Genomic DNA, 15,559 nt, shown 5'->3' with positions numbered 1-15,559 from the left:
CGGCGTGGCCTCTAATCTGGCGGCCCCCCATGAAAACGCTGCACAAGCCGCTGCAGGTTACCGTCTACCAGGACGTGCTCTGTGCCTGGTGCTATCTCGCCGACCTGCGCCTGGACGTACTGCGCCAGGAGTTCGGCGACGCCGTCCGCTGGAGCGTGAGGCCCTACCCTCTGCGCGTTCACGACGTGCTTCCCACGGAGCGCGAGAAGCGCGGGCTCGTGGAAGAAGTGCAGCGTGCGCAGCGCGAGTCGGACCTCACCGCGCCACTGCTCTCCACGGACCTGTGGCTGGGCGGAGACCCGCCGCGCAGCAGCGTGCCGGCGCTGGCGGCGCTGGAGGCCGCGCGACTGCAGGGTCCGAATGCGCGGATGTTCCTCGCGCGGGCGATGCAGCGCGCGGCGCTGGAGCAGGGCGTCAACGTGTCGCGGCCGGACGTGGTGTTCGAGCTGGCGTCGCGCGTGGGCCTGGCGATGAACGAGTTCTCCGCCGCCTTCCGCTCCGAGGAGACGCGCCGGCTCATCCTGGATGAGCACCGCGACGCGGCCGGGCGCGGCGTGCGCGGCGTGCCCACGCTGGTCATCGGTGGGCGCTGGATGTTGTGCGGCCTGCGCGAGCTGTCCGAGTACCGCGAGCACATCCTGGCCTGCATGGGCCGGGTGGCCGTGCCGCGCTCGGGTTCTTCAGAGCGGCTGGTGCACTGAAGCACCGAAGCCGTCACCGGGGCCCGCCCTGCCGCGCGGGCCCCGTGGGCTGCAGGTCCTCCGGCTTCAGCCGAAGCGCTCCTGGCGTCCGCCGCGGCTGATGGCCAGGTAGAGGCCCGCGAGCAGCAGCTGGAAGAGGCCCATGGCGGGCAGCGCGGGCAGGCAGCACAGGATGAAGCCCAACGCCACGATGAAGCCGCCCAGCGCCAGGACGCCGAGGATGGAGAGCCGGAAGCCCTTGGCGTGGGTGTAGGCCAGGCGCAGGGTCTCCAGCGCGGTGGGGTTCTCCTGGTCCGCCAGCGCGGGCTGCACGAGGACCAGCGGGAGCATCAGCCACATGCCCGGGCCCAGGTAGAGCACCGCGGACACGAGCACCATCAAGCCGATGAGACCGGGTGACACGCCGCGCATCGCGCCGTCGAACTCGGAGAGGGAGTTCAGCTCGGCCAGGGAGATACCCGCGCCAGCGACGAAGATGGCCACCAGGATGCCCAGGCCGACGAACACGAGCGGCAGCACCAGCGCGAACGTCAGCAGCATCGTGAGCAGGTAGGTGCCCAGCTTGGAGAACTGGGAGAACACGCGCGCCAGGTCCGCGCGCTGGCCCTGGAGCACGTCCATGGCCATGCGCAGGAAGCCCAGCGTCACCGCGCCCTGAATCACCCACGTGAGCGCGATGCCCACCAGCGTCGTCATCACCATGGCGACCACGCTGTCGGTGGCGGCGCCGATGAACGAGAACATCTGGGACAGGAGGTTTCCGCCGATGGACGCGGCGAAGACGAGCAGCGCGCCGACGCTGAGCATCACCCACTCGCGCTTGAACGCGTCCAGGCACACGTCGAACAGGCGGCTGAAGGACCAGTTGTCCCGGTCCAACGGGAAGTCCCGGCCCAGGCCCTCGCGGGCGCGACAGGGGGGACAGTGCGACTGCGTGCCGCGCTCGCTGCACGTGTCACACATGAAGTTGCCGCAGCGCGTACAGGTGCGCTGCGCGAGGTCATCCGGGTGCAGCGGGCACGTCGCGCCCCTCGCCCTTCCGTCATCCGAATACGACATGATTGCCCTGCTCCTCGCGCGACGGGTCCGGAACACCCCGGCTGCCTCGACTCGCGCCGTCCTTGCGTGAAGGACCTACACCAGCCAGCCCTGTGTTCACCAGGGCACAGGGGCGCTTAAGCAGGTGGCGGGCGGGCGGGAAGCGTGGGGGCGTGAATTTTCTCGGGGCCTGCGCGTCTGGAATTCCGTGGTCGCGAAGGGGGACTGGCTGCAGAGGCCCTTCGCGCGGGAGACTCGTCACATGCGCCGATTGCTCGCACTCGCCATCCCCCTGGCCCTGATGATGGGAACGGGTTGCTACGCCCACTATCACGGCCCCGCCGCTCGCCGCGCCGTGGTGGTGGAGTACAGCTACTCGGGCTACCACCCCATTCCGGATGACGACGGCGGTGGCTGGTGCCCGTATGACCACGTGCACTCGCACGGCTACCAGCCGTCGACGACGTATTACACGTACACCGACGACGTGTACTACTACCGGGGTCCGGCGGTGGTCTGGTACTGGGACTTCCACCTGGATCCGCTGGGCGTCGCGTGCCACCACCACGGGCGGCACTCGCACGACTACTACCCCTCGTCGGGTCGGGCGTACCGCTGGGAGCGCAACCGCGGCTACGTGTACGACCGGACCCACGCGGCCTCCGCGGTCTACAGCTACACGCGGCCCGGCTCGCGGCCGACGACGACGCGCAACTACACGCCTCGCGACAATGACCGTCCGCCTCCGGGTGGCACGGGCTGGGGCACGCAGCCTCCTCGCGGCGGCTCGCGCTACAACGACAACAACAACGGCGGCGGCTGGGGCAGCAGCGGGGGCAACAACAACGGCGGTGGCTACGGGCGGGACAACAACGGTGGCTCGCGTCCGGGACGCGGCCACGGTCGGGACCGCGACGATGACGACCGTGGCAACAACGGCGGCGGCTGGGGCAACAGCGGCGGCGGCTACGGCAACAACGGCGGCGGCACGCCTCCGAGTGGCGGTGGCAACTCCGGCGGTGGTTATGGGAACAACGGTGGCGGCACGCCTCCGAGCGGCGGTGGTAGCTCCGGCGGTGGGTACGGGAACAGCGGTGGCGGCACGCCTCCGAGCGGCGGCGGCAACTCCGGCGGTGGTTACGGCCGCAGCAACCGCGACGATGACCGCGATAACGACCGTGGCAATGACCGTGGGAACAGCGGCGGACGTGGGAGCAGCGGCGGCGGCTGGAACACTGGTGGCGGACGCGGCAGCAGCGGCTCGAGCAGCGGCAGCAGCGGCTCGAGCAGCGGCAGCAGCGGTGGTGGCTGGAGCAACGGTGGCGGGCGCGGCAGCAGCGGCAGCAGCAGCGGCGGGAGCAGTGGCGGCGGCTGGAGCAACGGTGGCGGGCGTGGCAGCAGCGGCTCAAGCAGCGGTGGCGGTCGGAGTTCTGGCGGTGGTTCCTCGGCGCCGAGTGGCCGCTCCGGTTCCTCCGGCTCCAAGAGCAGCGGCGGCGGCTGGCGCTGATTCATCGGGCACAGGCGCCCCGGAGTCGATGGACCTGGCGGCGGGACTCACTGACCGCGAGCGTCTCGGAGTCGATGGGCCTGGCGGCGGGTGCTGACTCACCGGCCGCGAGCACCTCGGAGTCGATGGACCTGGCGGCGGGTGCTGACTCACCAGCCGCGAGCACCTCGGAGTCGATGGACCTGGCGGCGGGTGTTGACTCACCAGCCGCGAGCACCTCGGAGTCGATGGACCTGGCGGCGGGACACACCGGCCGCGAGCGTCTCGGAGTCGATAGACCTGGCGGCGGGTGTTGACTCACCGGCCGCGAGCACCTCGGAGTCGATGGACCTGGCGGCGGGTGTTGACTCACCAGCCGCGAGCACCTCGGAGTCGATGGACCTGGCGGCGGGTGCTGACTCACCAGGCGCACCTCGGAGGTTGTTGGATTCGCTTCCGAGGCGGGGCTGGCCCTGAAACACATGGCGCGAGCGCGCCTCGGAGTTGATGGATTCAAGACACCGGGTCACGTCCCACGTCCCTCTCGGACGGGTGGGCGGCCCGGTGTCTGCTTTCCAGGGTGGGGGCGAGTCGTCGAACAGGGGACGGAGAGCCCGGCGGTGGATTGCCGTGCGAAGAGGGCATGGAAATGTTGGCGAGCGATGAAGCGCCCTTTTCTTCTGACTTCTTGTGTACTGCTCGGGCTCGCGTCGTCCGCTTGTGGCTCCGGGGGCCCTGCCCCCGACCCTGGCTTCCAGACCGAGGATGCCGAGTCGGTGGACCTGGACAACCTCCGCATCCGCGTCAGCGGACGCGCGCGCGTGCTCCCCGAGGCCGAGCGATGGCTCGCCGCCCAGGGACAACCCACGCCCACGTTGGACGGAGTCCCCATCGCCATCCAGGAGCCGCTCCGGGTGGCGGTGAATGACGACAACCCCACGTTCGGCACCGGCACCGTGGAAGCCGATGGCGCCTTCGCCGTGGAGGACGTCCCCGTCCGCGAGGTCCACCAGGGGCTGGCGACGAGCCTGGAAGGCGCGGGCCTGGTGCGCACGCTCACGCCCGTCTACGACAGCGTCTTCACCGGAGCACGCCCCCGCACGGACGTCATCGAGGCGAGCGTGTGGGCCCTGCCCGAACAGTTCCATGACGCGCTGAGCACGACCTTCGGTGAGCCCCTCCTTCGCGGGCTGACGAGTGACCGCGCCCGCACGTTGCGCGACGCGGGCTTCGTGCTGGGACGCGTCGTCGATGCGAGCGGACAGCCTCGCGCGGGCGTGCGCGTGGTGCCGGACCGGAGCGAGCTGGCCGAGCGCATCTTCTACCCGTCCGCGGACTTCAACGGCGTCGACCAGGTCGGCACGTCCTCGGATGGATTGTTCATCTACGTCCACACCGGCCTGGACGCGGAGACGTTCCGACTCGGCGTCGAGGGTGACGACACGTACGTGGCTCGCAACGCCTCCGTCGCGCCCGGGTGGGGCTTCGTGCTCACTGTCTACCCCGGCATCTACGCGCCCGCCGCGCCCTGACTGGGCGCACGAGCCCCGCGCGCGGCGGCCTGGGCAGCCGAGCGTCCACCCTGCCCCGCCGTGCGACGCGGGGCTCGGACGCGATGTGCATCCATCTCCCGGACAGGTGCGTGAGGAGCGAGTCGGAGGACCGACGCGTGTGACGACATCGTCCGCGCGCGACCGCCACCTCCGCGCGGCCCAGGGGGGCGCCGATGCAGCCGAATGGCGGGGGCCAGACCCGCAACCAGAGCGTGGCCCGCGCACTCGCCTGGGTCGCGGCGCTGGTCGTCCTCCTGCTGGGACTGGCCACCCTCACCGGCTGGCTGCTCTCGGCGCGCCCCCTCTTTCCCGAGGGCGATAGCAGACCCGCCACCGCGCCTCGCACCAGCCTGGCCCTCGTGCTCGGCGGCCTGGCCCTGGCCCTGAGGTCGTCTGCCCGCTCCTCCCGCGCGCGCCGGAGACTGTCCGCCCTCTGCGCCGCCGGCATGTGGCTCATCGGCTTCGTCAGCGCCGCACAGGACGTCATGCCTCCCATGGGCCCCCTGGACGCGCTCTTCACCCAGGCGTCCGGCGTGCTCGACCTGCGCATCCGCCCCTCGCCGCTCACCGCCCTGTGCCTGCTCCTGCTCGGCACCGCGATGCTCCTCCCCGAGCGCAAGGGGCCTCGACTGTCGTGGAACGACGCGCTCGTGATGGCCGCGGCGCTGGTGGCGCTCCTGGGCTTCAATGGCCTGCTGCTCGGCCCGCTCGTCGGCGCGGCGGGAGAGACCTTCCCAGCCCGGCGCAGCATGGGCCTCTACACCGCCATCGCCGTGCTGCTGCTGGGCGTGGGCGTGCCCTGCTCGCGGCCCGAGCGAGGGCTGGCGGAGCGGCTCACCCGGGACTCGCTGGGCGGATTCCTCGCGCGGAGGATGGTGCCCCTCGCCCTGCTGGGACCCACCCTGCTGGGCGCGTGCCTGGCCCTGCTCCATCTGGCGGGACTGCTCGGACACGAGGCGAAGCTGCCCCTCTTCGCCACCCTCCTCAGCGCGGGCGGCGCGGTGCTCGTGCTGCTGGTGGCACGCGCGCTGGAGTTGCTCGAGGCGGGACAGCGCCGCGCCACGGCCGCGCTCGCCGCCTCCGAGGCCCGCTACCGGGGCCTGCTGGAGACCACCCCCGAGCCCCTGCTCATGGTCGACGCGAGCGGACGGATGCGCTTCGTCAACACGGAGGCGGAGCGCGTGTTCGGCCACCCCCGCGAGGCCCTCCTCGGACACGAGGTCGAGGTGCTCGTGCCCGAGGGGCTCTTCGGAGGCCAGCGCCTGGACGGGGACTCCACCGCGCGCGCCCTGCGCGGACGACGGGCGGACGGCACTTCTGTTGCTTTGGAAGCACGGTTGCGAAACGTGCATGGCCCCGAGGGCCCCAGCCTGCTCGTCGTCCTGCGCGACGTCACCGAGCGCGAGCAGGCCCTTGCCCGGCTCCAGGCGGCGCACGAAGAGGCCGAGGTGCAACGCGGGCTCGTGCAGGCGGTGCTCAACCACGCCCCCGTGGGCGTGCTCTTCACGGACCCGACGCGGGACTCGCTGCTGATGGCCAATCCCTTCGCACAGACGATGCTCGGCCCGATGCCGGAGCATCCCAGGCGCGGCGCCTACCTGGACCGGCTGAGACACCCCGACGGGCGTCCGTTGACGATGGAGGACCTGCCTTCCACCCGAGCGGTGCGGATCGGCGAGGTCGTGGGCCCCGAGGAGCTGCTCATCACGCGGCCCGATGGCGGGACGACGCCCGTGCTCATCACCGCCGCGCCGGTGTTCGGCCCCCAGGGAGAGCCGCGCGGCGTGGTCGTCACCGGCCAGGACCTGACGACCCGCCACGAGCTGGAGCGCCTGCGCGAGGAGTACGTGAGCCTCATCTCGCATGACCTGCGCAATCCCCTGCAGGGCATCACCCTGCGCGCCAGCCTGCTCACCCACGCGCTGAAGGAGCGCGGCATGGCACGCGAGGAGGCCCTCACCGAGGCCATCCTCCGCAACGTCGAGTGGATGAAGTCCATGATTGAAGAGCTGCTCGAGGGCTCGCGCCTGGAGTCCCGCCGCGTGGAGCTGCGCCGCGAGCCGACGGACGTGGTGCGCTTCCTGGAAGGCGTGCTCGAACGCGACGTCCCGCCGGACCTGCGCGAGCGCTTCCTGCTGGAGGTCGCCACACCCGTGCCCCTGGCGTGGGTGGACACCGCGCGACTGGAGCGGGTGCTCACCAACCTGCTGGGCAACGCGGCCAAGTACAGCCCCGCCGGGCGCCCCATCCACGTGCGCGTGTCCGCCTCGCCGGAGGACCACGTCGTGGTGGCGGTGCGCGACGAGGGCCCGGGCCTGGCGCGCGAGGACGCGGAGCACGTCTTCGACAAGTACTTCCGCACCCGTCAGGGCAGCGCGTCCGACACGCAGGGCCTGGGGCTGGGCCTCTACATCAGCCGGCTCATCATCGAGGCCCACGGCGGACGCATCTGGGTGGAGAGCGAGCCGGGTCAGGGCTCCACCTTCTGTTTCAGCCTGCCCGCCACGCCCCAGGGCCCCGAGCCCCACCCTCCCGAGGAAGAGATGGGACCCAAGGGCCTGGAGGAGTGAGCCCTACCGTCGCGCCACCCAGCGCGGCAGCCAGTCCGGCGCCTGGGCGGTGGTGAGGCGCGTCTGGCCGCTGCCATCGGCGCGCATCAGGTACACGTCCGTGTTCCCCTCGCGCTCCGACACGAAGGCCAGGTACTTCCCATCCGGGCTCCACGCCGGCATGTCGTCGCGCCGCTGGCCGTCCGTCAGCGCCACCGGCACGCCGCCCGCCACGGGCACGCGCCACATGCGGCTTCTGCCATCCGACGCCCGGCTCACGTACACCAGCGTCTGGCCGTCCGGGCTGAACGCCGGCTCGCGCTCGTCACCGGAGAAGTGCTCGCCCGACACCGCGCGCAGCTCCGAGCCATCCGGCCGCACCAGGTACAGCCGCTCCCGGTTCTCCCGGTCGCTGATGAAGACGAGCCACTTCCCGTCCGGACTCCAACCCGGGGAGCGGTCCTCGCGATGGAACGCGGTGAGGCGCCGCTCGGCCGTCCCGTCGGCCTTCGTCACGTAGATTTCCGGGTCGCCCTCGCGGCTGCACACGAAGGCCACCTCCTGACCGTCCGGGGAGATGGCGGGCTCGAAGCAGCCTTCCTTCACCTGCGTCAGCCGCACCTCTTGCACCCCCTCGCGCGGCTCCAGTCGCACCAGGTCGCTGAAGCCCTGCGCGTCCGACTCGGCCACCAGCCACGTGCCGTCCGGCGCCCAGCTCGCGTTGCGCGAGCGCGCCCGGGGCGCATGCAGCGGCAAAGCGTCTCCACCGGCGAGCGGCTGGACGCGCAGCTGCTGGAACTGCATCCCGCCCTGCTCCCGCACCGCCACCACGAGCAGGGACTTCCCATCCGGCGCCACGGGGCCTGGGTACTCGTCCTCGGGGCCCTGGGTGATTCGCGTCTCCGTCCCGTCAGGGCTCACCTGCCACACGTCCTTCTGACCCGCCCGCTCCGACAGGAAGACCACCGCGCCGGGGATGGCGCGCGCCTCCTCCTTCGACAGCGGCCCGGCGCCCGACGTCCCGCCACACCGGCCGGAACATCCGACGCCGAGCACGGCGAGCGCGGTGAGACTCCACCGCGCCCACCACGGCCAGGAACGCGGCATCCGTTCGAGGCCTCGCATCCTCACGTCACCGCACCCGGATGGCGTCCGCCATGACGACGTAGCCCTCGGTGGCCCAGCGACTCAGCTGCACCGTGTTCCAGCCCGCGTTGAAGGAGTACGTGCCCAGCGTGTTCCACGCGCTGCCGCCGGTCTGCTGGTTCTTCGTCACCGTCGCATTGCCGCCCGCGTGGTTGATGATGAAGGGCGCCGCGGGGGAGCGGTTGGTGCCCGCCACCCACCACGCGTCGATGGTCTTCGTGCCGGCCGAGGCCAGGTAGAAGTTGAACACCACCGGCTCCGAGATGGGCTGCGTGGAGGCGTAGTAGTAGCCGCTGCCGTAGTAGCCCGCGCTGGTGCCGGCCGCCCACGAGGCAGGCACGTCCGCGCGCGCCTTGCTCGTGTCGTTGTTGGCGTTGTGGCTGTCCACGACGATGGTGCCCGTGGGCGTGCCGCCGTCACCGCAGTAGCTCTTGATCTTGCTGATGTAGCTGCTCCACGGCCAGTTCGGACCCGGGTCCGTGCGGGACGCGGGCTGGAGCCGGCCGTGCGCGACGATGTGGTAGCTGTCGCGGACGATGCCCTGCCCCTTGGTGATGTCGCAGGACAGCTTCGCGGACGCGTCGATCTGCCCGGCCGGGAAGGACGACTGGCTGGCGAAGCCGCCGTGCTCGATGCCCACCGAGAAGTGGTTCACCGACGTGCCCTGGAGGCCGCAGTCCACCTTGCCGTTGAGGTTGCAGTCGTAGGACGCACCCACGTGCCACGCGCGGTTGGACTCACGCACCAGCTGCGAAATCTCGCTGCCGCTCTCGTTGACCACGTAGTGCGCGGACACGCCCGCCGCGGAGTTCGTCAGCCAGCCCCAGCACCCGGAGTAGCCGCCCTCACAGGTGTGGATGATGATCATCGACACGTTGGTGCCGGACGGACGCGCGTTGTAGTTGGGCGACGCGCGCCAGATGGAGGCCGCGTAGTCCGGGCCCGCCGCCATCGCCTGCATCCTCGGCAGCGCGAACTTCGCCTCCACCGCCGCGCCCTCGAGCGACACGGCCACCTTGCCCTCGGGCGTGAAGGCGCCCGCGCCGTCGCGCAGCGTGGCGTAGACCTCGTTGTGGACGTAGTACGCCTGCACGTCCGGGTCGGTGATGTCCGTCAGCGCCACCGCCACCGGAGCCCACGCGCCCAAATCCTTCCGGTCGATGCCGGCCTCGGCCGCGTGCCTGGACAACAGCGCCGCGCCCGCGCGCAGGTTGGCCAGCGGCTCGCCGCGCACCTGGTCCTCCGTCACACCGGCCAGCGCCGCGCCCTGGGTGATCTTCTCACCGCGCAGGGCCAACAGACCGAACGCCGCGGGGCGGCCCTCGAACTCCTCCTCGCCCTTCACGTGCTCCCAGCGCGTCTCCGTGTAGGAGATGGCCTTGAGCAGGCTCACCGGGACGTCGAACTCCTTCGCCGCCTGGGCGAACAGCGCGTCCAGCTCGCTGGGGGTGCGGCGCGCCTGGTCCGCGATGGCGCGGGCCGCGTCGTCCGCAGCGCCCGAGGGCACCTCCGTGGAAGGCGGGGCCTCCGGCGGCGGCGCCTCTTGCTGCGGACCACACGCAGACAGGGCCAGGGCCGCGGCGGTGGCCGCGAACGTCTTACTCAACACGTGCATGGGAGCTCCTTGAGAGGGGATCAGCAGCTCTGCGCTCCGCACCCGTCCTCGGGAGCGGCGGTGCGGCGTGCCCTGAGCACCATACGTGCCAACCCCGACTTCCCCGCTTTCAGCCTCCCAACCCACGAGAACTGGAGCGTCGATGCTCCAGCCCCTACCTCCTCCCACTCCGGAACCGGAGCCCGAGTCAACATTTCAAGCCCATGAATTCACGAGGTCGCCCACAGAGGGCTACCCACCCGGCGCGCCCGGAATGGCCGCCGGTGTCGCAGTGGCGTGTTTCGGGACAGGGGCCATGTAAACACATTTTACTCATTTTCTGATGTCCCTCGTCTTTTCCCACGGGGCCGGATGGGGCCTCGTCCGGCCAGGTGGGAGGCGGCCTCGGTGGCGGGCCGGGTTCCAGGCGCGGGAGGTCGAATCATCCGCTATGAGGGGGCCATGCGGCTTTTCGGTATCGGCGACACGCACCTGCCCTCCACGCGGAACAAGGACATGGAGCGCTTCGGGTGGATGGAGCACCCGCGGCCCCTGCAGCGCGCGTGGGACGAGAAGGTGCGGCCGGAGGACATCGTCATCGTCGCGGGGGACATCTCCTGGGCGACGCGGCCTCACGAGGTGATGGACGACCTGAAGTGGCTGGACGAGCGGCCGGGGCGCAAGCTCCTGGTGCGCGGCAACCACGACTACTGGTGGGGCGACTCGGCGTCGAAGCTGCGCAAGCTGCTCGAGCCGTTCAAGACGCTGGAGGCGTTCCTCCACAACAGCGCGGCGGTGATGGGGCCGTGGGTGATTGCCGGCACGCGGCTGTGGACGGCGCCCGAGGCCCCGCCGATGCCGGGCGGAGAGATGGGCGACGAGCCCATCGACCAGGGCTACGTGGAGCGCGAGACGCGCAGGCTCGCGACGTCCATCGAGGACGCGAAGAAGAAGGAGGCGGCCAGTCCCACGCCGCTGGTGCGCGTGGCCGCCGTGCACTTCCCGCCGCTGTACGCCAACGAGAAGGCCACCGCGTTCAGCGACCCCATCGAGGCGTTCAAGCCGAAGGTGTGCGTGTACGGCCACCTGCACTCGACGGGCATCCCCGCGGGCTTCACCGGCGAGCGGGCCGGCGTGCGCTACGTGCTGGCGTCGTGCGACGCGGCGGGCTTCTCGCCCGTGCTGCTCGACGAGGTGTGAGGATAAGCTCCACCGCTCATCGTCCATACACCCAGGGCCGGTCACCGAGGCAGGAGTGGAGAGATGCCGTCCAACAAGTCGGAGCTCGCCGCGCGACTGGCGGCCACGCAGCCCGGCGACGCGGTGCGAGGGCTGTTCTTCAAGGCGGTGTTCAGCCTGGTCCAACAGCGTGCCGGACTGGCCGCGATGGAGCAGGTGCGCGTGGGGGCGCTGGCCAAGGACTACTCGGACCTGCGCACCTACCCCGTGCAGGAGTTCCTGAACCTGCTGTACCTGGCGGCGGACGCGCTCGAGGAGCCGCTGGGCTCCGAGGAGGCCGTGTACCACGCGTGTGGTGAGTCCAACGTCACGCGCTACTCCACGGGCCCGGGGATGCTCATCTTCGGCATCATCTCCCGAGGAGACCCGCAGAAGCTCTTCTCCGGGGCGCAGATGGGCTACAGCGCGGCCGTCACGTACGGCACCCGCGAGTACGTCACCACGGGGCCCAAGTCCGGCACCCTGCGCGTGCGTCGGGACATGCTGCCCCCCGCGTACCACGAGGGCATCCTCACCGGCGCATTGAAGGTGTTGGGATTGAAGGGCACGGCGAAGGCCCATCCGCAGGGCATCGACCGCGTCGACTACGACATCACCTGGGAGTGACTACTCCACGCGCTCGTAGGTGACGTCCAGCTCCGCCACCACGCGCTCGCCCACCGAGGCCTGGCAGGAGAAGACGTGGTTGGCGCCATCGCGCGAGCGGCGGTGCGCACCGAACACCACCGTCTGGCCCGCGTACGCCAGGCTGTCCGCCTTCAGGCGCACGTCCTTGGCCAGCACCCGCGCCCACGGCGCGCCCTCGAGCTTGCGCAGGAGCGTCGTCGCCACGCGGGTCATGCCGCTCGCCACAATCGCCACGGGCATCACCGGGTGCAGGGCGAAGTGGCCCTTGCACATCTCCGGGGTGACGGGGCCCAGGGACGCGGTGAGGCTCTCATCGTCCGGGCGCCAGTCGCGCAGGGCCAGCGCCTTGCCGTACGGGTTGGAGCGCAGGCGGGCCCACTCCTCGGGGGTGCGCTGGATGCCGTCGTCGCGGCGCGGCTCGCGGCGCATGTCCTGGCGCGCCTCGCCGAACAGGCGGGTGAAGGCGGCGGCGGACAGCACGTTGTAGTCCACCTCCAGGCGGAACACCGGGGTGCCGTCCGGCGCGGACAGCAGCGTGCGCGCGGTGGCGGTGCGCTTGCCGGTGAGGCTGGCCTGCGCCAGGCCCCAGAGCAGGTCCGTGGAGCGCGCCATCGGCTCGCGGCGCAGCCACTCACCGCGCGCGCCGCACGCCAGGTAGAAGTGCTGCCCGTCCTTGGGCGCCACCAGCGCGGACGCGCACGAGCCCAGGATGGCCAGGTGACGGCCCGCCTCCGCGATGCCGATGAGCCCCGCCTCCGCGTCCGGGTCCTGCTGCACCGGGATGCGCGCCACCACCTCGCCCTTGCCCATCACCGTCACGTCCTTCAGCGCGAAGTACGGATCACGCACGCAGATGCGCGGGTACAGCTCCTGCGCGCTCAGCACCGTGTGCGGGGCCAGGTTCGACCAGTCGCGCTGCGGGACGTCGTTCCACGGCGTCGCGGAGGGGGCGCCGGAGGAGAGAGCGGAGGAGAGGAGCGAGGCGGGGGCGACGTCGAGCATGGGGGATGACCTCAGTTCGGACACGGGGTTCTGCGCGACACCTGAAAGCACTGTAAACGAGCTGCCTTCCGTCAGTACAGGATTATTTCTGCCTGATGAAAATATTCTCGCCACAGCGTGCCGAATGTTGCTGGTGAACGGTAATTTTCTACCGTGGAAGGAAGAAATCGCCGTTTCACTGCACCAGGAGTGCGCCGAAGAGCCCCCCACACCCACACCCAACGCGTAGCGTCAACGCGCTGACTGGGGTGAGCAGCACCCCATTATCGGGACGAGTCGGCCCGTGTTTCCGGAGAGTTACACCGTCACTGGGTGCCCAGACGCAGCGCGTCTTTTCTGACCCCCAAGCGGAAGTGATGCCAACGGCGGAGGATTACAGCCCTGGCGGTGATTCCGGGAGCGTAAACGCGGATTCCAGGGACGCCGCCACGCGGGTTTCACGTGGCCGGACGCAACCGGACAGGGGACTCCCGCTTCGAGGCGGAATTTCGGGGGGGATTTCATCGGGGGTTTTCCACCGGGCGGGAGGGGCCACACCGGGGCGCGCGGGTGGAGGGCGCGCCCCGGGGCCAGCCTCGGGCCGGGGTGACCGCATGACGGCTACAGCTCGACCTGGCTTCCCAGCTCCACCACGCGGTTGGGCGGAATCCGGAAGTAGGCGGTGGCGCTGCGGGCGTTGCGGCTCATCCAGGAGAAGAGCGCCTCGCGCCACATGGCCATGCCCGGCTTCTTGGAGGGAATCAGCGTCTCGCGGCCCAGGAAGAAGCTGGTGCCCATGAGCTGGAACTGGAGCCCCTTCTCCCGGCAGCGCTTGAGCACGTCGGGGATGCTGGGGTTCTCGGTGAAGCCGTAGGTGGCCACCACGCGGACGAAGCCCTGCTCCAGGGGCTCCACCTCCACGCGCTCCTCGGCGGGGACGTGAGGCACGTCCTGGGTCTGCATCGTCAGGAGCACCACCTGCTCGTGCAGCACCTTGTTGTGCTTGAGGTTGTGCAGCAGCGCGGGGGGCGTGCCCTCGGCGTTGCCCGTCATGAAGATGGCGGTGCCCGGCACACGCACGGGCGGGTGGTCGCCGAAGCTGCCGAGCAGCTCCTTCAGGGGGATGCTCGCGGCGCGCAGCTTGGCGGCGAGGATGTCGCGGCCGCGCTTCCACGTGGTCATCAGGGTGAAGATGACGACGGCCAGCAGCAGCGGGAACCAGCCGCCGTCCGCCACCTTCATCGCGTTGGCGCTGAAGAAGGCCAGCTCGACCGTGAGGAACAGGCCCGCCACGGGCAGGGCCAGCGCGCGGCTGACGCCCCAGCGCTCGCGGGCGACGACATAGGCCATGACGGAGGTGATGAGCATCGTCGTGGACACGGCGATGCCGTACGCGGACGCCAGCGCGCTCGAGGAGCGGAACGTCAGCACCAGCGTGAAGACGCCCACCATCAGCGCCCAGTTGATGCCCGGCAGGTAGATCTGCCCCATCTCCTCGGCGGAGGTGTGCACCACCTCCATGCGCGGGCTGTAGCCCAGCTGCATCGCCTGGCGCGTCAGCGAGAAGGCGCCGGAGATGAGCGCCTGGGAGGCGATGACACCCGCCACCGCCGACAGGAGCACCAGCGGATAGAGCATCCACGAGGGGGCCAGCAGGTAGAACGGATTGCGCGCCGCGCTCGCGTCGCGCAGGAGCAGCGCGCCCTGGCCCAGGTAGTTGAGCATCAGGGCCGGCAGCACCGCGCCGAACCACGCCCAGCGGATGGGCTTCCAGCCGAAGTGGCCCATGTCCGCGTAGAGCGCCTCGCAGCCCGTGACGACGAGGAACACGCCGCCCATGACCAGGAAGCCGTGCCAGCCGTTGTGTACGAAGAGCATCACCCCGTGCACGGGGGACAGCGCGCCCAGCACCGCGGGGTTGTGCACCAGCTCCTTCACGCCCAGCGCCGCGAGCGTGAAGAACCACACGCACATCACCGGGCCGAACACCGCGCCGATGCCCGCCGTGCCGTGGCGCTGGACCATGAAGACGACGAAGAGGATGGCCAGGGTGATGGGCACGACGAAGGGCTCGAACACGGGGGTGGCCACGCTCAGGCCCTCCACCGCGCTGAGCACCGTGATGGCCGGGGTGATGAGGCCGTCACCGTAGAGGAGCGCCGCGCCGAAGATGCCCAGGGTGATGAGCACCGGGCGGTTCAGGTGGGTCTGTCCCTTCTGCCGCTGCATCACCAGCGCCATCAGCGCCAGGATGCCGCCCTCGCCCCGGTTGTCCGCCCGCATCACGAAGATGAGGTACTTCACCGAGACGATGATGAGCAGGGACCAGAAGATGAGCGACAGCACCCCGAGGACGTTCTGCGGCGTGGGGTGGATGCCGTGCGGGCCGGTGAAGCACTCGCGCAGCGCGTAGAGCGGGCTCGTCCCGATGTCGCCATAGACGATGCCCAGGGCCCCGAGGGCCAGGAGCGCCGTGCGCTTGAAGGTATCGGGGCCTTCCCGAATCTCCTCGCCGCCCGGTACTCCGGTGGTGGTGGCTTTCACGCGCCCCCCTTTAGCCGAACCCACATGAGTAGCAACCCACCCGGAGACGGGCCCCGTGGATTCCAACGTCCAGGTGCGCCCATGTGCGAGCAGGTAGCCCC

12 protein-coding genes are annotated in these 15,559 nt (G+C 70.6%); 6 read left to right on the top strand and 6 right to left on the bottom strand.

Annotation, left to right across the window (positions count from 1 at the left end; translation table 11 throughout):
• Positions 1-29: 29 nt before the first annotated feature.
• Complete coding sequence (locus tag K8625_RS06755) at positions 30-701, top strand: DsbA family protein (RefSeq protein WP_046710549.1); 672 nt, start codon at positions 30-32, stop codon at positions 699-701.
• A 66-nt stretch (positions 702-767) separates the two neighbouring features.
• Here K8625_RS06755 and K8625_RS06750 read toward each other — a convergent pair whose 3' ends face one another.
• The gene (locus K8625_RS06750) at positions 768-1,760 is read right to left on the bottom strand and encodes a hypothetical protein (RefSeq protein ID WP_223782211.1); all 993 of its coding nucleotides are present in this window, start codon (positions 1,758-1,760) and stop codon (positions 768-770) included.
• Positions 1,761-2,001: 241 nt separating this feature from the next.
• On the opposite strand from K8625_RS06750, the gene K8625_RS06745 reads away from it, so the two are divergent.
• The gene (locus K8625_RS06745) at positions 2,002-3,246 is read left to right on the top strand and encodes a hypothetical protein (protein ID WP_223782504.1); all 1,245 of its coding nucleotides are present in this window, start codon (positions 2,002-2,004) and stop codon (positions 3,244-3,246) included.
• A 1-nt stretch (position 3,247) separates the two neighbouring features.
• On the opposite strand, the gene K8625_RS06740 is transcribed toward K8625_RS06745, so the two are convergent.
• On the bottom strand, positions 3,248-3,496 hold the full coding sequence (locus K8625_RS06740; RefSeq protein WP_223782210.1) for a hypothetical protein: 249 nt from the start codon (positions 3,494-3,496) through the stop codon (positions 3,248-3,250).
• Positions 3,497-4,001: 505 nt separating this feature from the next.
• Here K8625_RS06740 and K8625_RS06735 point away from each other — a divergent pair.
• Complete coding sequence (locus tag K8625_RS06735) at positions 4,002-4,757, top strand: carboxypeptidase regulatory-like domain-containing protein (RefSeq protein ID WP_223782209.1); 756 nt, start codon at positions 4,002-4,004, stop codon at positions 4,755-4,757.
• Positions 4,758-4,951: 194 nt separating this feature from the next.
• Complete coding sequence (locus tag K8625_RS06730; protein WP_223782208.1) at positions 4,952-7,348, top strand: ATP-binding protein; 2,397 nt, start codon at positions 4,952-4,954, stop codon at positions 7,346-7,348.
• A gap of 3 nt (positions 7,349-7,351) precedes the next feature.
• On the opposite strand, the gene K8625_RS06725 is transcribed toward K8625_RS06730, so the two are convergent.
• Together K8625_RS06725 and K8625_RS06720 are read right to left on the bottom strand one after the other, a co-directional pair.
• On the bottom strand, positions 7,352-8,434 hold the full coding sequence (locus tag K8625_RS06725; protein WP_223782207.1) for a tolB protein precursor protein: 1,083 nt from the start codon (positions 8,432-8,434) through the stop codon (positions 7,352-7,354).
• Between the two features lie 25 nt (positions 8,435-8,459).
• Positions 8,460-10,088, bottom strand: coding sequence for an N-acetylmuramoyl-L-alanine amidase (locus K8625_RS06720; RefSeq protein ID WP_223751438.1), 1,629 nt, complete (start codon positions 10,086-10,088; stop codon positions 8,460-8,462).
• Between the two features lie 441 nt (positions 10,089-10,529).
• Here K8625_RS06720 and K8625_RS06715 point away from each other — a divergent pair, with 441 nt between their 5' ends.
• Both K8625_RS06715 and K8625_RS06710 read left to right on the top strand, forming a co-directional pair.
• Positions 10,530-11,267: a metallophosphoesterase gene (locus tag K8625_RS06715; protein WP_074948436.1), complete on the top strand. Its 738-nt coding sequence runs from the start codon at positions 10,530-10,532 to the stop codon at positions 11,265-11,267.
• A gap of 63 nt (positions 11,268-11,330) precedes the next feature.
• On the top strand, positions 11,331-11,912 hold the full coding sequence (locus K8625_RS06710; RefSeq protein WP_223782206.1) for a TIGR02265 family protein: 582 nt from the start codon (positions 11,331-11,333) through the stop codon (positions 11,910-11,912).
• On the opposite strand, the gene K8625_RS06705 is transcribed toward K8625_RS06710, so the two are convergent.
• Together K8625_RS06705 and K8625_RS06700 are read right to left on the bottom strand one after the other, a co-directional pair.
• Positions 11,913-12,935 carry a hypothetical protein gene (locus K8625_RS06705; RefSeq protein ID WP_223751439.1) on the bottom strand — a complete coding sequence of 341 codons (1,023 nt, stop codon included), beginning with the start codon at positions 12,933-12,935 and terminating at the stop codon, positions 11,913-11,915.
• A gap of 600 nt (positions 12,936-13,535) precedes the next feature.
• Positions 13,536-15,482 carry a potassium transporter Kup gene (locus tag K8625_RS06700; RefSeq protein WP_370641886.1) on the bottom strand — a complete coding sequence of 649 codons (1,947 nt, stop codon included), beginning with the start codon at positions 15,480-15,482 and terminating at the stop codon, positions 13,536-13,538.
• Positions 15,483-15,559: the final 77 nt, after the last annotated feature.

Source organism: Myxococcus sp. AS-1-15 (genome assembly GCF_020037055.1).
Classification (GTDB): Bacteria; Myxococcota; Myxococcia; order Myxococcales; family Myxococcaceae; genus Myxococcus; species Myxococcus fulvus.
Note: the sequence above shows the minus strand (reverse complement) of the source record. Positions and strands in the feature narration are given on the sequence as shown.